Genomic DNA, 21,008 nt, shown 5'->3' with positions numbered 1-21,008 from the left:
ACACCTTACGTTGAAACCGCCGTCACAATTCGCCGGCCCGGGCTTTTGTGATGATTGTGTCACAAAACGCCTCTAGCGCTGCCATAGCGGTAAGCAAAACAAGGCTAGAGGCTGACATGACACGACAACCGAACGTCCAGACGATCGCGAAGGGCGCGACGCCTTCGAAGCTGCTGGGAGGCGTGGCCGCCATCGCCCTCCTCGGCGCGTTCGGCGCGCCCACGGCGGCTGTCGCCGACACGTCGAGCGAGATCAAGGCGCTCAAGGCCGAGCTGAAGCGGCTCGAGCACAAGCTCGACGAGCAGGCCAAGGCGACTCATCAGGTCAAGAACGCGCTGAACTCGGCCAAGAGCGCGCCGGGCGGCAACGCTCCGCCGCCGGTGTTCATCAGCTTCAAGAACGGCCTCTATGTCGAGACCGAGGACAAGAGCTTCGACTTCAAGATCGGCGGCCGCATCCAGGCCGACGGCGGCTTCACCAGCTACCCCTCCGCCTCCGGCGCCCGCAGCAACGTCGGCTTCCGCCGCGCCCGCCTCGAGGTCGAGGGCAAGGCCTATAAGAACTGGTATTACAAGTTCCAATATGACTTCACCGGCACGGGCGTGACCGGCATTCGCGACGCCTTCGTCGCCTATCGCGACAGGCTGCTGCCGGAGTCCATCACCAAGCAGCCGGTCACCTTCCAGGTCGGCAGCCAGTACGAGCCGTTCAGCATGGAGACGCTGAACTCGTCCAAGCACATCACCTTCATCGAGCGCGCGCTTCCCGGCGCCCTGGCTCCGGACCGTCACGTCGGCGCCAAGATCGGCCTCGGCGACAAGCAGTGGAGCGTGCAGGCCGGCGTGTTCTCGACCAGCTTCGGTCAGGACTCCGCTCAGGCTCCCGCCGTCACCGGCCATCAATATTGGGATCTGACGACGCGCGTCACCTATGCGCCGATCGTCGAGGAGGACAAGCTGCTCCATTTCGGCGGCTCGTTCATGTTCCACAAGCCGAACGACTCGACCGCCGCTCAGGACCCGAACAATCTGCTGCCGGGCACCGGCTCGCGCGACGAGAGCGATATTCTCAACAATCGCTATGTCGTCGTCCCCTCGGCTCAGGCGCTGACCTGCAGCCCGGTCTTCAAATCGGCGGCCGGCGCCGCCCTGCTGTGGACGCCCGGCTATCTGCAGAACAGCTGTCTGAAATACAGCTTCAACTATAACTTCGAAGTGGCGGCCAGCTACGGCCCCGTCTCGTTGCAGGGCGAATATTCCGGCGCTCATTACGAGCGTGATGCGGGAACGGCCTTGGCCCTCGGCAACAATGGCGGCTCCAGCCTCAACTACAGCGGCTATTATGTCCAGGGCTCGGTGTTCCTGACCGGCGAGTCCCGCGCGGCCTCCTATAAGGGCTACGACAAGGACTGGAACACGCCCGGCACGTTCAGCGACATCGTGATTCTCAACCCGCTCAGCAAGGGCGGCCTCGGCGCCTGGGAGTTCGCTGCGCGCTATAGCGAGCTGAACCTCAATAATGGCGGTCTCGTCAGCGGTCCCTACGCCTATTGGGCGGCGGTGGCCGGCGGCGCCGCCGATAAGGCGCTCGCCAGCACGGCGACGCTCGGCGGCCGCGAGGAGAACCTCACGCTCGCTCTGAACTGGTATCCGGTGAAGGGCGTTCGCTTCCAGGCCAATTGGACGCGCGCCATGACGCTCGTCGCTCCGTCCGACAAGCCCTATCTCAACGGCCAACATCCCAGCACCTTCCTCGCTCGCGCCCAGGTTTTCTGGTGAGCGAAGACGCTGGGCCCTCGGCCCGGCGAGACGTCGAAACATGAAGAAGCCGCCCCTCCGGGCGGCTTTTTTCGTTATGAAACTAATCTTTACGACGTGACATTTCCGCCACGGCCGCCGCCGAAAATTGTCGCCCGCCAGCAATCAGCCTAGTCAGCATCTATAGTCCATGGATAAGATATAGTACTTAGGGACTCATGGAGACACTGATGCACGGGCACGGACGGACACTGCGGCGGCTCTCGGGCGGCGTCGCTCTCGCCGCCTTCGCGGCGACTCTCGGACTTCCGGCAGCCGCTCTGGCGGATACGGCGAGCGAGATCAAAGCGCTCAAGGCGCATTTGAAGCGGCTCGAGACGCGACTCGCCGAGCAGGCCAAGTCCACCACACAGGTCAAGAACGCGCTCGACACGAAGGCGGCCCCGACGACGAACGCGCCGCCGCCGGTCTTCGTCTCCTTCCGCAACGGCCTCTTCGTCGAGACCGAAGATCAGGACTTCAGTTTCAAGGTCGGCGGGCAACTTCAGATCGATGGCGGCTTCGCCTCCTCCGCCGACACCATCTCCCGCTCCAATGTCGGCTTCCGCCGCGCTCGTCTCGAGATCGAGGGCAAGGCCTATAAAAACTGGTTCTATAAAGTACAATATGATTTCACCGGCGCGGGCGTCGCCGGCATTCGCGATTTCTATTTCGCCTATCGCGATAAATTCCTGCCGCCGGAGATCAGCGCGCAGCCGGTGACCGTTCAGATCGGCAATTTCCGCGAGCCCTTCAGCCTGGAATCGACGGAATCGTCCAAATATTTCACCTTCATCGAGCGCTCGCTGCCGTCCGTCCTCTCGCCGAGCCGTCATATCGGCGCGGCCGTCGCCGTCGGCGACAAGCAGTGGAGCGTCAAGGCCGGCGTCTTCTCGACCAGCCCGCAGGATACGGCGACCGCGCCGCCCACGGGCGAATCGCAATATTGGGATGCGGCGGTGCGCGGCGTCTATGCGCCGATCGTGGAAGAAGACAAGCTCCTCCATCTCGGCGCCTCCTTCAAATATCACAAGCCCAACAACACCACCGCGGCCACCGACGCCGCCAATCTGCGCCCCGGCCAATCCCCCGAGCGCGAGGAGACCGACGTGCTCGGCGGCGGCGGCGCTCTGACCCGCGTCTCCGCGGCGCAGGACCTCTCCTGCGGCGCCTCGGCGGCCAGCCTCAACATAGCGACCACCGGCGTCGGCCTGCTCAGCGCGCCATTCGCGCGGCGCTCGAGCTGCCTGAAATATTCCTATAATTACGGATTCGAAGCCGCCGCCGCCTATGGCCCGGTCTCTTTGCAGGCCGAATATATCGCCGCCCAATATGAGCGCGACGTCACCAATGCGCTCATCTACGGCAATGGCGGCGGAAACAGCCTGCGCTACAGCGGCTATTATGTCTTCGGCTCCGTGTTCCTGACCGGCGAATCCCGCGCGGCCTCCTACAAGGGCTATGACAAGGATTTCAACACGCCCGGCAGCTTCGGCGACGTTCAGATCAAGAACCCGCTGAACAAGGGCGGCTATGGCGCCTTCGAGCTGGCGGCGCGCTACAGCGAGATCAATCTGAACAATGGCGGCCTCGTCGACGGCAATTTCGTCTATGCGGCGGGCGTGGCCGGCAACGCCGCGCAAAAGGCGATCGCCAGCACGGCGACGCTCGGCGGCCGCCAGGACAATCTCACCGTCGCGCTGAACTGGTATCCGGTCAAAGGCGTGCGCTTCCAGGCCAATTGGACCAAGACGCTGACGCTGATCGCGCCTTCCGATCGCCCCTATCTCAACGGCGAGCATCCCAGCCTCTTCCTCGCCAGAGCGCAGGTCTTCTGGTGAGAAGGACCTTCTGGTCACAGTGATTTACAGAACGCTCGAAAAACTCGCGGCCGCCTTTCGAAAGGGCGGCCGTCGCCTGTTCATGCGCCTCGATCCGGCGGCGGCCATTTGCGTCGCGCGGGAAATACAATAATAACTTAAGAAGTTTCTGCCGCCGATTCGGCGAAGCGTCGGTAATCGATCCATTTACCTAAGCGTAAATACGTAACTCGATTGATCGTTGCTTCGACGGATTCTGAGCATGGCTTCTATAACCCGCATTTCTATCGTCATTGCCGCTGTCACGCACAGCATAAGCGCGGGGCGCGCCGAAGAGCTCCCGAAGCGACAGGCGGCGCCGGTGGAATATGTGCGCATCTGCGATCAATATGGATCGGCCTTCTTCTACATTCCCGGCAACAACACTTGCCTGCGCATCGGCGGCGCAGCGGTCGCCGAATGGCGGTCGTGGAGCAGCTCTTATCGCATGTCGCGCAACATCATCGCGACCGACAATCCTTTCTCCTTCGGCCCCAGCATCAACACAAATCCGCTGGGCATACCGGGCCATGTCCCCAATCTCGGCTATGCCAATGCGCGCAGCGGCGACAATAGCGGCTTCGTCGGCATCGGCCGGCTGGAGATGGATGCGCGCGCGCCGACCGATTACGGCACGATGCGCGCTTTCGTGCGGCTCGAATCCCAGTTCGGCTCGAACAGCAGCGCGGCGACCGGCTCGATCAGCGGCTCGCAATATTTCGGCGCCGCCAATTTCTCCAACGGCAATGTGTTCCGCACGACGGCGCGCGAGACGACGATCCTCAACAAGGCCTTCGTGCAATTCGGCGGCCTGACCGCCGGCCGCGTGCAGTCCTTCTTCGATTTCTACACGGACATCATCGATTGGGAGGCGTTGCGCGGCTCCAACGCCACTGTCGGCGCGCTGGCCTACACCTATAGTTTCCGTGACGGCGTCTCTCTCAGCTTTTCGCTGGAGGACAATGCCTCGCGGCGCGGCTTCATCGGCTCGACGATCGGCGGCTATAATTACGTGGCGGCGGTCTACGGCCTCACCGGCGCGGCCGCGGACGCCGCCGCCGCGGCCTGGGGCACGCGCTTCACCGGCGTGCCGGACGGCGTGCAAATCCCCGAGATCGTCACCGCCTTCCGCATCGATCAGCCCTGGGGCGCCATGCAAATCTCCGGCGCGGCGCATCGGCTGCGCACCTCCACCTATGCGCGCAACGCCACGGTGGCGACGCCCGTCAGCGGCCTGCCGCTCGGCACCGCCATCCCCGCCGCCTCGCAAGAAGACTATGGCTATGCCGCTCAGATCGGCTGGCAGTTCAATCTCGACAAGCTGGCCCCGGATATTTTCGCCGAGGGCGACAAATTCTGGGTGCAGGGGACCTACGCCCGCGGCGCGGTCGGCTATCTGATGGGCAATAATCTGAGCTTCAACGGCGGCCCCGTGAACGGCAACGCCTTCTACGGCTATGGCAATGGCGGCGTCAAAGCCAGCAATGGCTGGGAGTTCCTGAGCTTCGACTGCATTTGGACCGCCGCCGCCCATTGCGACAAGTCGCAGGGCTGGGTGGCGCTGGCGGCCTTCAAGCATTATTGGACGCCGACGCTCTCCTCCGGCGTCTACGGCTCCTTGATGGAGCTCTACTACAGCCGCAACGCCATAGCGGATTTCGGCGGCGGCGTCGGCGCGGTCAATACGACCGAATATCGGGTGGGCTCCAATCTCGTCTGGACGCCGATCAAGAATTTCGACCTCGGCGGCGAGCTGATGTATCTGCGCGACAATCACCACAGCCGGCCGGTGGGGCTCGCGCCGGACATTGCGCTCTGGTCGGTCGGCCTGCCGTCCTTCAAGGGCGCCAACGCCACGGTCGAGGGCCGGCTGCGCCTCCAGCGCTCGTTCTGACGCCTTCAGCCCTCGCGCGCGAAGACGCCGTCAGCTCTCACGCGCGAAGACGCCGTCCGCCTCCATCATCTCGAGCAGCATGCCCTCGCGCAGGCCGCGATCGGCGATGCGCGTGCGGGAGGCCGGAAAGACGCTGCGAATGGCCTCGAAAATCGCGCAGCCGGCGAGCACGAGATCGGCGCGCTGCGGGCCGATGCAGCCATTGGCGGCGCGCTGATCGAAATCCATCGCGCGCAGCGAATCGATCGCGCGCGTGGCGTCCTCGTCGGAGAGCCAGAGGCCGTCGACGCGCCAACGATCGTAGCGCTCGAGGCCGAGATGCACGCCGGCGAGCGTCGTCACCGTGCCGGAGGTGCCGAGCAGATGGAACCGCTCGCAGCGCCGCTCGGCCGCCGTGCGCTCGGCGAAGGAGGCGAGCCCCTCGAGCGCGCGCGCGGTCATCGCCTGATAGATGGCCGGGCTCACGCTCCTGCCGCCGAATTGCTCGGCGAGCGAGACCACGCCGAGCTCGAGCGAGGTCCAATGGCGCAATTCGCAGCCGCTGGCGTCGCGGGTGAGCCAGACGAGCTCGGTGGAGCCGCCGCCAATGTCGAAGAGCAATATGCTCGCCGCGCGGGGATCGGCGAGCGAGCCGCAGCCGCGGGCGGCGAGGCGCGCCTCGGTCTCGCGGTCGATCACCTCGAGCAGCAGGCCGGTGCGCTCGCGCACGCGCTCGACGAATTCGGCGCCGTTCTCGGCGGCGCGGCAGGCCTGGGTGGCGATGAGCCGCGCGCGGGAGACGCCGCGCGCGCTCATTTTCTCGCGGCAGATGTCGAGGGCGTCGAGCGTGCGCTCGATCGCCGGCTCGCAGATGCGATGCGAATTGCCCATGCCCTCGCCGAGCCGCACGATGCGCGAGAAGGCGTCGACGATGCGCAGCATATCGGTCTTGCGCCGGGAGCGCTGCTCGGGCCGCGCGATCAGCAGCCGGCAATTATTGGTGCCGAGATCGAGCGCGGCATAGACATGCTCGTCGCGCCGCTCGAGCGGGAGGCCGCGGTCGCTCTGCGCATTCGGCGCGCCGCCGGCGCCCGCGCGGGCGGGATCGCCCGGTCCGTCGTCGGATACGCGCGTCCCGACGCCCGCGCGCGGCGCCTCGCCGCCGCCCAGACCTGCGCCCTCGTGGCCTGCGCCCCCGAGACCTGCGCCTCCAAGGCCTGCGCCCCAATGTTCCGGCTTTTTCAACCCGCCTCCCGACCGGCCTTTTGTCATGGCGCCGCCGCGCCGCCGGTCTTTGTCTCTAACGGCGACTCTCATGGCCGATCGCGGGAAGTGTAGCAAGGCCGGCGGGAATGCCAAGGAGCGCGTTTTCGGAAACGTGAGCGCGACATTGTGGAGAGAGGCCGCCGGGCGGGCTCGAAGCGCCGCGATCATGTTGACAGAGGCGAGCCCTCTCTTTAGATCAGCGCGACGCGCCGCTTCACGCGCGCCGTTGGGGGATAGTTCAACGGTAGAACAGCGGACTCTGACTCCGTTAATCTTGGTTCGAATCCAGGTCCCCCAGCCAATTGATTTCACAATGAGTTTTAGCCCTGCGGCTGGACCGCGGATTTGACGTTGCGGCGATCGCGACCGAGCTCGAACGCGCTTTCCTGATCTGCGGAGGCTCTCCGTGCGCTAAATCTAGCGCGGCTTTCGATCATCGAGGATTTGGCGCGTTCATCGGTTCTCGCGCTGCGCTTCGACGCGGGTCGTCCCTTATAAAAATGCCCCGCCTGTTCATCCGAGGTCGCGGCGTTTCGCTGTGAAGGGAGACGGATGCGGGCCGGCCCTTGACGCGCCTTCGCCGATCATGGACCTTTTCCGTCATGGCAAAGCTCCTGCCCCGATTTCGGCGGATGGCGCGCGCGCTCCTTTCGAAGGGGATCGTCGCGCTTTTTCTCGTTCAGGCGCTCGCCATTCTCCTCTCCGCCCCTGGACGCGCCGATCTCGCGCAAGCAGACGGCGGAGCCTCGCTCCTCGCCGCATTCTGCGGAGGAGCCGCGCATGACGGCGATCCGACGCCGGCGGACCATCGCCATCATTGCGACATCTGCCCGGCCGGCTGCGACGGCTCCGCGGCGAAAGCCGCCCTCGCTCCATCGCCGCGGGCCGACACGCTCGCCTTTGGGTCGCTGGCCGCGTCCGAGCCGCGGCGCGCGACGCCGCCCGCTCCCTTTCCCTCTGGCTGGACCAGCTCGTGGTCGTCGCGGGCGCCGCCGATTCGCGCCTGACCGCGCCGGTCTCCCGATCTCGCAGCGCGCATTTCGCGGCGCGATCGCGCAACGCCGCGCTCCTTCCGCCCTACCCTTTCCGCACGCATCGGACGCCGCGCATGTCGGACATCAAATTCTTGTCGTTCCGCGAGCTTTTCCTTCGCAACAAGCGCGGCCTGCTCACGTTTCTGACGCGTCGGGTGGGACGCGAGGAGGCCTCCGATCTGCTGCAGGAGACCTTCGTGCGCGCGCTGCGCCACGACCGCTTCGAGACCGTCGCCGATTCGACCGCCTTTCTGAAGCAGATCGCCGTCAATCTCAGCAGGGACTTCGCGCGCCGGCGCAAGACCGAGACCCGCTATCTCGACTTCGGCGATCCGCCAGAGCAGACACCCTCGCAGGAGGCCACGCCGGAAGAGGCCCTCGATCACGGCCGCAAGACCCGCATCGTGCTGGAGACGATCGAGGCGCTGCCGCCGCGGTGTCGGGAGGTCTGCCTGCTCGTCATGCACGAGGGCGCGTCCTTGAGCGAGGCGGCGCGGCGGCTCGGCATTTCCGAGACGATGGCGCGCCGCCACCTGCGCCTCGCGCTGCTGCGCTGCCGGGCGTCGCTCGATTGATTTTTTTCTCGCCCCCCGTTTCATTTTCGGCTGCGGCGCGTCCTATGAAGCAGCAGCCGGCCGAGGAGCCGCGCCGATCGATGGCCGTGACGAATGACTGACTATAGCGACGGTTTCGATCACGACAGCCCGCGCGTCGCCGCCGTCGACTGGTGGATACGCATGCGGGCGGGCGCGCTTTCGGCGAGCGAGACGGCCGCGTTCGAGGCGTGGCGAACGGCCGACCCCGCCAATGCCGCAGCCTTCGACGACATGGCCGAAATGTGCGGCTTCGTGGAGAGCCTCGCGCCCAACCGGCCGGCGGAGCGCCGCCGTCCTGCGTCGAGGCGTCCGCTGCTGGCCGGCGCGGCGACGATCGCCGCCGCCATCGGGCTCGTCGTCGCCATCGGCTTCGACGACCTCGGCGCCTGGCTGCGCTCCGACATCTATGCCGGCGTCGGCGATCGCAAGAGCGTGACGCTGGAAGACGGCTCGCGCGTCGAGCTCGACGCGCGCTCGGCGATAGCCCTGCATTTCGAGCCCGGCCGACGGCGGCTGACGCTGCTCGAGGGCGAGGCCTGGTTCCAAGTCGCGCCCGACGCCGCGCGGCCTTTCGTCGTCGAGGCGGCGGGCGGCGCGGTGACCGCGCTCGGCACGGCGTTCGACGTCGCCATCGACAAGGGCGAGGCGCGCGTCACCGTCACCGAGCATCACGTCGAGGTGACGAGCGGCGGCGGCATGGTGATCGTCGAGGAAGGCGCGCAGAGCGGCTTCGGCGCCGAGCGCGCGGCGCGGCCGCCGGAACCTGTCGACGTCAAGCGCGCCACCGCCTGGCGGCGCGGCAGGCTGATCTTCGAGAACCGGCCGCTCGGCGAAGTGCTCGCCGCGCTCGGACGACACCGGCGCGGCTATGTCTATTGCATCGGCGACGCGCGCTGCTCGCGGCGCGTGACCGGCGTCTTCGACGCCGAGAATCCGGCCCAGGCGCTGCGCGAGATCGAGGCCTTTCTCGGCCTGCGCGCGATCCATGTCACCGACTATCTGATCCTGCTTCACGGCTGAGGCGCTCCGCCTCTCCGAGAAAAATTTTGCTCCGCGAGGTTTCGTTTTTCGCATCGACCGCGTCCAGCAAGACAGGGGGCTCGCAACGCCCCGGCGGACGAATCGAGAGGGATGCGGAGACATGGCGAGGAAGTCGGCGCGCGGCGAGCGGCGGGGAAGAGCGAAGATGAGTTCGGCGGTCGCGGCGGCGGCGTTCGGCGCCTTGATGACAGGAGCGGGAGTCTCGGATTCTCCGGCCGAGGCGGCGATCGCCCCGCAGGAGCGCTCCGGCGCGATCCAGACCTACCGCATTCCCGCAGGCTCGGTGGCGTCGGCGCTGAATGTCATCGCCGACGAGAACGACCTGCACGTCCTCTATGACGCGCGGCTCACGCATGGGCGCATGACGCCGGGGCTGTCCGGCAAATATTCCGTGCGGGAGGCTCTCGGCGCGCTGCTGGCGGGAACCGGCCTCACTTATGAATTCTCGCGCGATGGGCAGGCGGTGTCTATCGTGCTGGCGCAGAACGACAATGGGACGCAGAGCGACGCCAGCGGCGCGACGCCGCTGCCGGCGATCGACATAGGCGCTCAGACCAATGGGCGCCGCGACGGCGCGCGCCGCCGCGCAGCGCCGGGACCGGGCGATCGCTATACGGGCTATAACGCCTCGAGCGCGCCGGCGACGCTGAAGACCGACACGCCGCTGTTGAAGACGCCGATCGCCATCGAGGTAGTGACGCGCCAGACGATGGACGATCAGCAGGCGATCAGCGTCAATGACGCGCTGCTCGCCAATGTCAGCGGCGTGACGCTGAGCGGCAATGGCGGCTTCGAGACGTTCAAGGTTCGCGGCTTCTTCAACACGGTCGGAAACGTCTATAAGAACGGCCTGATGGAGTATCGCCTTCGCGCTCTGGACACTGCGAACCTCCAATCGATCGAAGTATTGAAAGGGCCGGCGGCGATGCTGTTCGGCCGCGGCGAGCCCGGCGGCATCATCAATTTGGTGGTGAAGCGTCCTTTGGAGACGCCCTATTATTCGATCGAGGAAAAAGCCGGCTCCTACGGGCTGACGCGCACGACGATCGACGCGACCGGTCCTGTGACGCAAGACAAATCCGTGCTCTATCGCTTCAACGGCGAATACTACCGCGCCGACTCTTTTCGTGATTTCGTCAGCTATGAAAATATATTCGTCGCACCGACGCTCGCCTTTCATCCGATCGAACAGTTCCGGATGAACGTCGATTTCGAATATCAGAACCGGACCTGGGTCGAGGACGAGCCCTTGTCGGTCGTGGTCGGCGACCGCCCGGCATCTCTTCCGCGAAGCCGATATTTGTCGGCGGCGGCGGTCACGACCGCTGCGCCCAATCATTTCGACAAGAAGCGCATCGCCTATGATTGGACATACGACTTCCTTCCCGGCTGGAGCCTCACAAATCGGCTCAGCTATTACAGCGTTGGCAGCCGGACCGAGAATTCCATCGGCCTCGGCTTCAATCAAGCGACCGGAGTGTTGAGCCGGGCCATGGTCGTGCTGCCTGGCTATACGGATAATACTTTTGCGACCAATCTCGATCTGAAAGGGAAATTCGCGACCGGGCCGTTAGATCATTCGATCTTGCTCGGATTTGATTATTTCGGCCATTATCTTCCTGTCTACAGTTACTATCAGCCACTGATCAGCGCGATCAACGTCTACGCCCCCAACCCCCGGCAGTTCGACAACGTCTACAAGAGCCTAGGCTATGGGACGATCGGCCAGAAATGGACGGGCATCTACGGACAGGATCAGATTTCGTTCCTGGACGATAGGATCCATGTGCTATTCGGCGGGCGCTATGATTGGGCGGAGACGGGCGCGAGCAAGGTCTCGACATCGTCCGCCGCCGCGCTCGCGAGCTATGTGACCAATTACACACAAGCGTTCAGCCCACGCGTCGGCGTCGTGTTTCAGCCGCTGCCCTGGCTGTCGCTCTATGGCAATTTCACCCAATCCTTCGGCGCCAACAATGGCACGACGACGCTGCTCATTCCGCTCGCTCCACAAAAAGGCGAGCAATTCGAAGGCGGCGTGAAAGCGGAGCTTCTCGACAGGCGCCTCACGCTCACAATGGCCTATTTCGATATCTTCAAGTCCAACATTGCCTATGCGGACCCGCTCAACGCCAATAATACGCTGCTGATCGGCAAGGCGCGCAGCCAAGGATTCGAATTCGACCTCACGGGCAGCATCGACGACAATTGGAGCGTTATCGCCAATTACACGCATGATGACGTTCGCACCGTCCAAGGCGCGAGCTCATACAATCCGCTCACTCTGGCGACGACGCAGCTCGCCGTCGCCGGCTCGAAACTGGCCGCCAGCCCGAGAAATTACGGCAATCTATGGGTGAAATACGAGGCCGACGGCGCGCTGAAGGGTCTCAGCCTCGGAGCCGGCGTCTCCGTCTATGACAGCTCCTTCGGCGACACGGCCAACACTTATGTGCTGCCGAGCTATGCGCTGCTCAACGGCATGATCGCCTATCGCACCGAGATAGCCGGCTTCACGGTCACTGGCCAGCTGAATGTGAAAAACATCACCGACACGATCTATTACCCGGCCGCCAGCGGCCGTTACACGATCATGACCGGCGCGCCGCGCACTTTCCTCGGCTCGCTGCGCGTGGAGTTCTGACGCTCATTCGAACGTCACGCTCAATCCGTGACGTTCGAGCTCCTCCTCGATCGCCTCCAAAATCGCTTGCAGCTCGACGATGTCGATCGATATCTCCTCGTCGGGCGCGTCCCAATGGTCGATATCGTCGAGGCGGATGAAGAAATCCGCGTCCTCGTCGGCGTCCGGCGGCGGCGCCGAATTAGCGATCGTCAGCACATGGCCGCCGGAGAGGATTCGGATCGCGCCTTCTGTCATCTCGATCTGGATCGCACTGCGTCGCGCCATGCCGATGCTCCCGCTTTCGCGCTCACTCTACAATCAATCCGGCCCGGACGGCCACTTTTCGCATCAGCGTCGGCAGCCCCTCGTCGCAAAGGCGCGAGAGCGGCGTCCAACGGCCGTTCTCGATATGGGGCGGCGGCGCCGGAAGCGTCGCGGCGAAAATCGTGAGCCGCAACGAAAAATGCGTGAACACATGCTCGACCTCGCCCGGCAGCGCCCGCCAGCGCGCCGCGACAGGCGCATGAGCCTGCGCTCGGGAGGGATCGAAATCGACGCGGAAAGGCGTCGAGGGAAATTCGCTCATGCCGCCGAGCAGGCCGCGCGCCGGCCGCGTGCGCAGCAGAGCCGCGCCGTCGCTCGTCAACACGAAGGCGGCGCCGCGCCGGAGGGGTTTCTCCGGCTTCGGCGTCTTGACGGGGAAGCGCTCCGTCTCGCCGCGCCGCGCCGCCTCACAGGCGGGCGCGAAGGGGCAGAGATCGCAGCGCGGCCCGCGCGGCGTGCAGACCGTCGCGCCGAGATCCATCAGCGCCTGGGTGAAATCGCCCGCGCGAGCGGGGGGAAGCAGCGTCTGCGCCTTTTCGCGCAATTCGCGCTTGGCCTCGCGCGCCGGCTTGTCGACAGCGAACAGCCGCGCGACGACGCGCTCGACATTTCCGTCGACGGCGACGCAGGGCGCATCGAAGGCGATGGCCGCCACCGCCGCCGCCGTATAGAGGCCGACGCCCGGCAGCGCGAGCAGATCGGACTCATCCCGCGGGAAAATTCCGCGATGCTCGACGGCCACCTGCTGCGCGCAGGCGTGCAGATTGCGGGCGCGGGCGTAATAGCCGAGGCCGGCCCAGGCCTTCATCACCTCGTCGAGCGGGGCGGCGGCGAGCGCCGCGACGCTGGGCCAGCGCGCCAGAAAGGCGGCGAAATAGGGCTTGACCGCCTCCACCGTCGTCTGCTGCAGCATGATCTCCGACAGCCAGACGGCGTAAGGGTCGGCGCGCTCGCCCGGCCCGGCGCGCCAGGGCAGATCGCGCCGGCGGCGGTCGTACCAGGTCAGCAGCGCGCGCGGATCGGGACGCGGCGGCCGTTCGGCGGAGGAGTTGGCGGAAGCTCTCGGCATGGGCTAATCTGTTCCTAACGAGATCGGATGCGATCGCGCAAGGAGAGAGCATGACCGCACCAGCCACGGGGCGCTCGAAATCCAGGCAATCGCGCTCGCTCGGCGAATTCGTCGGCAAGACGCTCGATCCGCTGGCCGCGCGACAGGGGTTCAGCGAGTCCTCGCTGCTGCTGCGCTGGGAGGCCATCGTCGGCGCCCGCGTCGCCGCCGTCTGCGAGCCGATGAAGCTGCAATGGCCCCCGCGCGCCAAGAACCGCCCGGCCGAGAAGAAAGACGAGCCGGCGACGCTGGCGCTGCGCGTCGAGCCGGGCTTCGGCCTCGACATTCAGCATATGAGCGCCGCCATCATCGAGCGGGTGAACACGCATCTCGGCTGGCGCTGCGTCGCCAAGGTGACGATGAAGCAGGAGCCGCTGCTCCCGCGTCGGGTCCGGCCGGCGAAGCCGCCTGTCGACCTCGCCGCGCGCCGACAGGCGGAAGCCGTGACCGAAGGCGTCGCCGACGAGCGGCTGCGGGCGGCGCTGGTCCGGCTGGGCGAGCGCGCGCTGGCCAAGCCTGCGTCGTGACGCCTATTGGAGAATCCAATAAGCGTCCGGATCGCCCCTCATATGCACCTTGACCAGCCGGCTGAAGGGCGGGACGAGCTCGACGACGAGGTCGCCGCCGAGCACGCGGCAATCCTTGCTCTTCAAGCCGCGGCGAATGATCTCCCGCGCCGCCTCCAGATCATATTGCTCGGCGAGCTCGATGACGCGCTGCATGTCGGCGCGCTCCTTGCAGCCGGCATAGCCCGGAAATCCTTCATAGATGACGGCGACCTCGACGGCCGCCGCGGGCGCGAGCAGAAAAGGCGCGAGCCCCGCGCCGAGAAAAAATGCTGCGAGCTTCATAGTCGTCTCCGCTGAAAAATATCGGGTCGCCCGTAAGGGACGCGGACACTGTGAAAAAAATCGGCATGAATAGCGGCACGAGCGCCGGCATGAGCGCCGGCATGAATCGATCATCGACGCACGGGCGAATCACTGCGCCCATGGTCGCTCATCCGGCGGGAAAATTCCGCAGCGAATTTATCGAAATCGCTCGACCGCGTAGGGGGCCGGATCGGTGAAGGGCGCCTCGCCCGTCATCATCTCCGCCAGCAGCCTTCCGCTGACCGGCCCCAGCGTGAAGCCGTGATGCTGATGGCCGAAATCGAACCACAGGCCCTGATGGCGCGGCGCCTTGCCGATGATCGGCAGCATGTCCGGGAAGCAGGGCCGGCAGCCCATCCAGGGCTTGGGGTCCAGCCGCTCGCCGAGCGGGAACAGGGTGCGGGCGAGGATTTCGTCCTTGTCCACCTGCACGGGCGTTGGCGCGGCGTCGCGGCTGGCGAATTCCGCGCCGGTGGTGAGGCGCACGCCGCGCGTCATCGGCGCCAATACATAGCCATTGTCGGCGTCGAGCACCGGATGGAAGAGGCGCGCGCCCTCCTTGGTCCCATAGTGCATGTGATAGCCGCGCTTGACCGCGAAGGGCAGATCATAGCCGAGCGGACGGAAAATCTGGTCCGACCAGGGGCCGAGCGCGACGACGAGATCGCGGACGATCAGCGCGCCGTCATGGGTCGGCACGCTCCAGCGTCCGTCGCGCGTCTGCTCGAGCGCCCGCACGTCGCCCGCGAGAAAGCGCCCGCCGCGCCGCTGGAACAATTCGGCATAGGCCTGCGCCACCGCGCAAGGATCGGCGACCGAGGCCGTGTCGAGGAAATGCACCGCGCCGACGACCGGCGCGATATCGGGCTCCAGCGCCGCGAGGCCGGCGGCGTCGAGCTGCTCGACCCGCAACGAGAAATCGCGCAGCCGGGCGGCGTCCACGACGCCTTTGGCGAGGCTCTTCTCGCTGCGATAGAGCTTGATCCATCCGGTGCGACGCACGATGTCGCCGGCGCCCGAGAGCTGGATCAGCGCGTCATGCTCCTCTAGGCAGCGCTCGACCAGCGGCAGCGCGTCCAGCGCGTGACGCTTGGCGCGCTCCGGCGAGCTCTCACGGAAATAGCGCCACAGCCAGGGCGCGACGCTGGGCAGCGCGGAGAAATGATAATGCGCCTGCGGCGAGAGATTGAGCGCGTAGCGCAGGAGATCGCCGAAATCGCGCGGAAAGAGATAGGGGAAGATGGAGGCGCGCTCGATGAGCCCGGCGTTGCCGAAGCTCGTCTCGAGCCCGGCCGCGCCATGCCGGTCGACGAGGACGACCTCGCGCCCGCGCGCCTGCAGATGCAGGGCGGCCGACACTCCGACCATACCCGCGCCCAGCACGGCGACATCGGCGGTCTGCTGCATGAGGTCCTCCGGCAAAACGCGTTCTCGACGCGGAATATGGCCGCGCGGGCGACCGAACGCCAGCGTTGGCGTCGGTTCATCCGCAGCAATATTTCGGCCAGGGCGGGCGTCTCGAATTCCGGCGGTCCGGCCGGCGAAGGCCGCTCAAATGACCTCGATGAGGCTTTCGCCTCGCTCCAACGCCGCCGAGATGTCTGGAGCATCCTCTCGAACCAGGCCAGAAGCTCGCGCTTTCGCGTGTTCGGAACCCGCACCCAGACGATTGGCGGTCCGCCACTCTCGAGCGCTTTCCGCTGTGCAAAATCCTCGTCTTTGGAGATAACGACGGCGCCGGCCGCGAGGGCATAGCTCCAGATCGAATCATCGCTGGCGTCGCCGAGACCGACATCCCCGACGTGCTCTGCCTCATGTCCCGCCGCGGAGAGCCAGCGCGCGAGCGCCGGCGGCAGTTGCGCATCGACGAGAAAGCGCATCAGGCGACGCGCAAGATCGGATGATCGCTCTGGCGCGCGGCGAATTCGAGGACCGCGGCGATATCCGCCGCCTCGAGCAGCGGATAATCCTCGAGAATCTCCTCTTTCGAGGCCCCGGCCGCGAGAAGGTCCAGAACGTCTTTGACGCGAATGCGCAGCGAGCGGATACAAGGGCGTCCGCCGCATTGCCGCGGATCGACAGTGATGCGCTCGAGCTGGCTCATTTCAACCTCCGGTTCCTTATCCAATATATCGCGAGGCACGCTCGAGGTCACCCGGGCCTATGTCGGGACCACCCCCGCCCTACGCTTTGCTCTTTAGAACCTATTCACCACGACGACAGGAGGCGGAGTTCGTCCCGCCCCCTTCACTCCGCCCGCGGAACGGCCTACACGGACCTCTTCCCGTCCCCCGGCTGCGCCGAGACATTTCCCAAAGGACGCCCGAGCCCATGATCCCTCGCTATTCCCGCCCCGAGATGACCAAGATTTGGGAGCCGCAGACACGCTTTCGCATCTGGTTCGAGATCGAGGCCTATGCCTGCGACGCGCTCGCCGAGATCGGCGTCATCCCCAAGGAGAGCGCCAAGGCGATCTGGGACAAGGCCGATTTCGTCACTTTCGACGTCGCCCGCATCGACGAGATCGAGCGCGTGACCAAGCATGACGTCATCGCCTTCCTCACCCATCTCGGCGAGTTCATCGGCCCGGATTCGCGCTTCGTGCATCAGGGCATGACCAGCTCCGACGTGCTCGACACCTGCCTCGCCGTGCAATTGGCGCGCGCCGCCGATCTGCTCATCGCCGATGTCGATGGACTGCTCGGCGCGATAAAGCGGCGCGCGCAGGAGCATAAATACACGCCGACGATCGGCCGCTCGCACGGCATTCACGCCGAGCCGACGACTTTCGGCCTGAAGCTCGCGCAGGCCTACGCCGAATTCACTCGCGCGCGCGAGCGGCTCGTCGTCGCGCGCGCGGAGGTCGCGACCTGCGCCATTTCCGGCGCCGTCGGCACTTTCGCCAATGTCGATCCGCGCGTCGAGGAGCATGTGGCCAAGCAGCTCGGCCTCGCCGTGGAGCCCGTCTCGACGCAGGTCATTCCGCGCGACCGACACGCCGCCTTTTTCGCGACGCTCGGCGTCGTCGCTTCGTCAGTGGAGCGGCTGGCGATCGAGATCCGCCATTTGCAGCGCACCGAGGTGCTGGAGGCGGAGGAATATTTCTCGGCCGGGCAGAAGGGCTCCTCGGCAATGCCGCATAAGCGCAATCCCGTGCTCACCGAAAATCTCACCGGCCTCGCGCGTCTGGTGCGCGGCATGGTGACGCCGGCGCTGGAGAATGTCGCGCTATGGCACGAGCGCGACATCTCGCATTCGTCCGTCGAGCGCAATATCGGCCCCGACGCGACGGTGACGCTCGACTTCGCGCTGGTGCGAATGACCAGCGTCATCGATCAGCTCATGATCTATCCCGAGAATATGCAGAAGAATCTCGATCGCCTCGGCGGGCTCGTGCATTCGCAGCGCGTGCTGTTGGCGCTGACGCAAAAGGGCGTCTCGCGCGAGGACGCCTATTCGCTGGTGCAGAGAAACGCCATGCCGGTGTGGCGCGGCGAGGGCGAGTTCCGCACGCTGCTCGGCGCCGACGCCGAGGTGAGCGCGAAGCTCTCGCCCGCAGAGCTCGATGAGCTGTTCGATCTCGCCTATCACTTCAAACATGTCGACACGATTTTCGATCGTGTGTTCGGCAAGGCGTGACATCCGCGATGCGAGCCTTCAGGCTCGCATTCGATACGGCTCGAGGGCTCCGCCCTCACGCCATCGTCTGCTTGCCATTCTCGTCGAACAGCACCTCGGTCTCGTCCTCGCCCATCACGATGAGCGCGCGGGCGAGGCCGCCCTCGGCGCGATATTCGTAAGTGTGACTGAGCTCCACCTCGCCATAGACGAGCTTCTCGCAGATCAGCAGCCGCTCCGCGCCGTCGAAACGCGCGCGAAAATAGGTGTTGCGGTTGTTGAGATCATTGGGGTCGAGCTGCGACATCAGATTGAGCGGCAGCCCCACGCCGCTGTAGGTCAGAAAATAGCGATAGTCGTCGGCTTCCGTGCTCATGCGTTTTTCTCCCCGCGGGCCGTCCGGCGCTCGCCCGGCCGGCCTCGTCGGAGGCATGGCCTAGCGCGATGCGTGGAAAAAGAAAACAGCCTCCCTGCGGCCGATCCGACGCGACCGATTTGTCACTTGACGAATCCTAGAATCGAGATCACCATTTCATCATCGCGTCATAAAGGCCCCGGGCGGCGGCGAACACGCCAGCCCGAAGCCCCATAGATCGAGCGGGACCTCGAGGGATGAGAACGCGATAGGCGGGCCGGCGTGGCAACGCACGCAGGCTCTAGTCGAGCGAAACATGCGAGAGGAGCATGACGCCACCGGGTCACACCCTCTGACCTCGACCACCGAGGTCGATGGCGCGGCGGAGAAATCGAGCGCTGATTTCCTCGAGCGCCGACATTCGTGACATCCCGACGGGCGGCGAAACGCGAAGGCCAAGCGCGACGCCTCCCGTACCTCCGAATCTGGATCTCTCCGGAAATTTCGCATTCTGCGAAAACCAAGCGGCCCCGCCAGCCTCAGCGCTGCGGGGCCTTCTGTTGTCGGCTCCGCTCGGCCGCTCGGCCGCTCGGCCGCTCGGCCGCTCGGCGAAATCATTTGAAATTCGCGCGCATATTCGCTAGCGCCAGCCTGCGGCGCAGCGTCGCGGAGGCGTCGATTTGAAAATCGTCATCGTCGATGAGAGTCCGGTGCGGACGGCGATCCTCGAGGACGGATTGCGCGAGGCGGGCTTCACCAATGTCGAGCGCATCGGCGAGATGCGCAGCCTGCTCGCGCGCATCTATGCGCTCGACCCGGACGTCATCCTCATCGATCTCGCCAATCCGAGCCGCGACATATTGGAGCAGATGTTCCAGGTGAGTCGCGCCGTGCGCCGCCCCGTCGCCATGTTCGTCGATCAGAGCGACACCGCCTCCATTCAAGCCTCGGTCGACGCCGGCGTCTCCGCCTATATCGTCGACGGGCTGAAGAAAGAGCGCATCAAATCCATCCTCGATCTGTGCATATCGCGCTTCAACGCCTTCTCTCGCCTGCAGGACGAATTGGAGCGCGCCAAATCGCAGATCGAGGAACGCAAGACGATCGACCGCGCCAAAGGCCTGTTGATGAAGGCGAAGAACCTCGGCGAGGAGGACGCCTATCGGCTGATGCGCAGCACCGCGATGCGCGAGAAGAAGAAGATTTTCGAGATCGCCCAGGCGATCATCACCGCCTCGGAGCTGTTCAAATGACCGCGGAGCGCGAAACCCTGCGCATCGGCTTCATTCCGCTCGCGGATGCGGCCTCGCTCTTCATCGCCGTGGACAAGGGCTTCGCCGCGCAGGAGGGACTCGAGATCGAGCTCGTGCAGGAGGTCTCCTGGTCCAATGTGCGCGACAAGCTCAATATCGGCATGTTCGACGCCGCGCATCTTCTGGCGCCGATCGCCGTCGCCTCGAGCCTCGGCCTCGGCCATGTGAAGACGCCGATCGTCGCTCCCTATAATCTCGCCATGAATGGCAACGCCATCACGGTCTCGCCGTCGTTGCACGCGGCGATGAACGCGCGTCTCGAGGGCGATGCGCTCGATCCTCTCGCCACCGCCAGAGCGCTCGCGCGCGTCGTCGCCGATCGCAGGGCCGCGCAAGCCGAGCCGCTGACCTTCGGCATGACCTTCCCCTTCTCCGGCCATAATTACCAATTGCGCTATTGGATGGCGGCGGGCGGCGTCGATCCGGACGAGGATGTGCGGCTCGTCGTGCTGCCGCCGCCCTATATGGTCGGCAGCCTCGCGCAAGGCCATGTCGACGGCTTCTGCGTCGGCGCGCCGTGGAATTCGGTCGCCGTCGATCTCGGCGTCGGACATATTCTGCATTTTTCGGTCGAGCTGTTCACGCGCTATGCGGAAAAATCGCTCGCCATGCGCGAGCGCTTCGCGCTCGAGCATCCGCATGTCGTCGCCGCGCTGCTGCGCGCGCTGCATCGCGCCGCGGGCTTCGTCGCCGAGGCCGATCCGCATGAGGTCGCCGCCATTCTGGCGCGGCCGGACCGCGTCGGCGTCGATGCGCAGGTGATATTGCGGACGCTGCAAGGCCGTCTCAAAGTGTCGCCGGGCGGCGCGACGCGCGAGAATGCGCGCTATCTTCTGCTCGGCCAGGAAGGCGCCGAGCGGCCCGATCCGACGCAGGCCGCATGGCTCTATGCGCAAATGGCGCGCTGGGGACAGGCGCCCGTCTCACCCGCGTTTCTCGACGCCGCCAAAGCCGTGTTCCGCGCCGATCTCTTCGACGCCGCGCTGCCCGCCGTCGCCGCGCCGCCGCCATCCGCCGATGCGATCGGCGCCGTCTGCGGGCCGGCCTTCGACGATCGCGACATCGCCGCCTATCTGGCGGCCTTCCCGATTCGGCGCGCGCCATAGCCTGTTTTTTATCGATTTGGCGCCCGCACATTGTGCAAGGCGCCGCTTCAATCGTCGGCTTCCGCCAATGCGGCTCTATCATAGATCATTGATTTCTAAGTCGCCTCGCCGCATTCGCCAATTGGCGCGCAGCTTGCACCTGTCCTCATGACGATGCGCCCTGCGCATCATTCTCTAGTCCAATGACGGACGAAGCAGCAACGCCGCTGCCCAGAAGAGCG

Annotated in this window: 18 protein-coding genes, 1 tRNA gene and 1 pseudogene; 12 read left to right on the top strand and 8 right to left on the bottom strand. The window is 65.5% G+C overall.

Features of this window, described 5'->3' with window-relative positions; all coding sequences use genetic code 11:
* Positions 1 to 116: 116 nt before the first annotated feature.
* The 3 genes from VIF40_RS06910 to VIF40_RS06900 all read left to right on the top strand — a co-directional run bounded on the left by VIF40_RS06910 (position 117) and on the right by VIF40_RS06900 (position 5,549).
* Positions 117 to 1,778, top strand: coding sequence for an OprO/OprP family phosphate-selective porin (locus VIF40_RS06910; RefSeq protein WP_331936790.1), 1,662 nt, complete (start codon positions 117 to 119; stop codon positions 1,776 to 1,778).
* A 209-nt stretch (positions 1,779 to 1,987) separates the two neighbouring features.
* The gene (locus tag VIF40_RS06905; RefSeq protein WP_331936789.1) at positions 1,988 to 3,637 is read left to right on the top strand and encodes an OprO/OprP family phosphate-selective porin; all 1,650 of its coding nucleotides are present in this window, start codon (positions 1,988 to 1,990) and stop codon (positions 3,635 to 3,637) included.
* A 241-nt stretch (positions 3,638 to 3,878) separates the two neighbouring features.
* Complete coding sequence (locus tag VIF40_RS06900) at positions 3,879 to 5,549, top strand: porin (protein WP_331936788.1); 1,671 nt, start codon at positions 3,879 to 3,881, stop codon at positions 5,547 to 5,549.
* A 30-nt stretch (positions 5,550 to 5,579) separates the two neighbouring features.
* Here the strand turns inward: VIF40_RS06900 and VIF40_RS06895 are convergent, their stop codons facing one another.
* Positions 5,580 to 6,773 carry a Ppx/GppA phosphatase family protein gene (locus VIF40_RS06895; protein ID WP_331936787.1) on the bottom strand — a complete coding sequence of 398 codons (1,194 nt, stop codon included), beginning with the start codon at positions 6,771 to 6,773 and terminating at the stop codon, positions 5,580 to 5,582.
* A gap of 248 nt (positions 6,774 to 7,021) precedes the next feature.
* On the opposite strand from VIF40_RS06895, the gene VIF40_RS06890 reads away from it, so the two are divergent.
* The 5 genes from VIF40_RS06890 to VIF40_RS06870 all read left to right on the top strand — a co-directional run bounded on the left by VIF40_RS06890 (position 7,022) and on the right by VIF40_RS06870 (position 12,109).
* Positions 7,022 to 7,095 (top strand) — tRNA-Gln (locus VIF40_RS06890).
* 331 nt (positions 7,096 to 7,426) lie between these two features.
* Positions 7,427 to 7,801, top strand: coding sequence for a DUF2946 family protein (locus VIF40_RS06885; RefSeq protein ID WP_331936786.1), 375 nt, complete (start codon positions 7,427 to 7,429; stop codon positions 7,799 to 7,801).
* A gap of 101 nt (positions 7,802 to 7,902) precedes the next feature.
* The gene (locus VIF40_RS06880) at positions 7,903 to 8,403 is read left to right on the top strand and encodes an RNA polymerase sigma factor (RefSeq protein ID WP_331936785.1); all 501 of its coding nucleotides are present in this window, start codon (positions 7,903 to 7,905) and stop codon (positions 8,401 to 8,403) included.
* Between the two features lie 93 nt (positions 8,404 to 8,496).
* Positions 8,497 to 9,444 (top strand): FecR family protein, encoded by a 948-nt coding sequence (locus VIF40_RS06875; protein WP_331936784.1) that lies wholly within the window; start codon positions 8,497 to 8,499, stop codon positions 9,442 to 9,444.
* A 166-nt stretch (positions 9,445 to 9,610) separates the two neighbouring features.
* Entirely contained in the window at positions 9,611 to 12,109 is a 2,499-nt protein-coding gene (locus VIF40_RS06870) for a TonB-dependent receptor (RefSeq protein ID WP_331936783.1), read from the top strand.
* A gap of 3 nt (positions 12,110 to 12,112) precedes the next feature.
* Here the strand turns inward: VIF40_RS06870 and VIF40_RS06865 are convergent, their stop codons facing one another.
* Positions 12,113 to 12,376 (bottom strand): Imm74 family immunity protein, encoded by a 264-nt coding sequence (locus VIF40_RS06865; RefSeq protein WP_331936782.1) that lies wholly within the window; start codon positions 12,374 to 12,376, stop codon positions 12,113 to 12,115.
* A 22-nt stretch (positions 12,377 to 12,398) separates the two neighbouring features.
* Positions 12,399 to 13,484: an A/G-specific adenine glycosylase gene (mutY, locus tag VIF40_RS06860; protein ID WP_331936781.1), complete on the bottom strand. Its 1,086-nt coding sequence runs from the start codon at positions 13,482 to 13,484 to the stop codon at positions 12,399 to 12,401.
* Between the two features lie 50 nt (positions 13,485 to 13,534).
* Here mutY and VIF40_RS06855 point away from each other — a divergent pair, with 50 nt between their 5' ends.
* Positions 13,535 to 14,050 carry a DUF721 domain-containing protein gene (locus VIF40_RS06855; protein ID WP_331936780.1) on the top strand — a complete coding sequence of 172 codons (516 nt, stop codon included), beginning with the start codon at positions 13,535 to 13,537 and terminating at the stop codon, positions 14,048 to 14,050.
* Positions 14,051 to 14,053: 3 nt separating this feature from the next.
* Here the strand turns inward: VIF40_RS06855 and VIF40_RS06850 are convergent, their stop codons facing one another.
* From VIF40_RS06850 to VIF40_RS06840, 4 genes and pseudogenes are all read right to left on the bottom strand, one after another.
* Positions 14,054 to 14,374, bottom strand: a complete 321-nt coding sequence (locus VIF40_RS06850; RefSeq protein ID WP_331936779.1) for a hypothetical protein — start codon at positions 14,372 to 14,374, stop codon at positions 14,054 to 14,056.
* A gap of 177 nt (positions 14,375 to 14,551) precedes the next feature.
* Positions 14,552 to 15,802, bottom strand: coding sequence for an FAD-dependent oxidoreductase (locus VIF40_RS06845; RefSeq protein ID WP_331936778.1), 1,251 nt, complete (start codon positions 15,800 to 15,802; stop codon positions 14,552 to 14,554).
* 242 nt (positions 15,803 to 16,044) lie between these two features.
* A pseudogene (locus VIF40_RS21425) lies at positions 16,045 to 16,275 on the bottom strand (DUF5615 family PIN-like protein); the annotation flags it as partial.
* Positions 16,275 to 16,499: a DUF433 domain-containing protein gene (locus tag VIF40_RS06840; RefSeq protein WP_331936777.1), complete on the bottom strand. Its 225-nt coding sequence runs from the start codon at positions 16,497 to 16,499 to the stop codon at positions 16,275 to 16,277. The gene VIF40_RS06840 and the pseudogene VIF40_RS21425, both read right to left, overlap by 1 nt.
* A 227-nt stretch (positions 16,500 to 16,726) precedes the next feature.
* On the opposite strand from VIF40_RS06840, the gene purB reads away from it, so the two are divergent.
* Positions 16,727 to 18,034 carry an adenylosuccinate lyase gene (purB, locus tag VIF40_RS06835; RefSeq protein ID WP_331936776.1) on the top strand — a complete coding sequence of 436 codons (1,308 nt, stop codon included), beginning with the start codon at positions 16,727 to 16,729 and terminating at the stop codon, positions 18,032 to 18,034.
* 55 nt (positions 18,035 to 18,089) lie between these two features.
* Here purB and VIF40_RS06830 read toward each other — a convergent pair whose 3' ends face one another.
* Positions 18,090 to 18,389: a DUF6156 family protein gene (locus VIF40_RS06830; protein ID WP_331936775.1), complete on the bottom strand. Its 300-nt coding sequence runs from the start codon at positions 18,387 to 18,389 to the stop codon at positions 18,090 to 18,092.
* Positions 18,390 to 19,048: 659 nt separating this feature from the next.
* Here VIF40_RS06830 and VIF40_RS06825 point away from each other — a divergent pair.
* Both VIF40_RS06825 and VIF40_RS06820 read left to right on the top strand, forming a co-directional pair.
* Complete coding sequence (locus VIF40_RS06825) at positions 19,049 to 19,621, top strand: ANTAR domain-containing response regulator (protein WP_331936774.1); 573 nt, start codon at positions 19,049 to 19,051, stop codon at positions 19,619 to 19,621.
* Complete coding sequence (locus tag VIF40_RS06820) at positions 19,618 to 20,787, top strand: CmpA/NrtA family ABC transporter substrate-binding protein (protein WP_331936773.1); 1,170 nt, start codon at positions 19,618 to 19,620, stop codon at positions 20,785 to 20,787. The genes VIF40_RS06825 and VIF40_RS06820 overlap by 4 nt, the downstream gene beginning before the upstream one ends.
* The last annotated feature ends 221 nt before the right edge of the window (positions 20,788 to 21,008 follow it).

The organism is Methylosinus sp. (genome assembly GCF_036560965.1).
GTDB lineage: Bacteria > Pseudomonadota > Alphaproteobacteria > Rhizobiales > Beijerinckiaceae > Methylosinus.
This window is presented reverse-complemented; position numbering and strand designations above follow the sequence as displayed.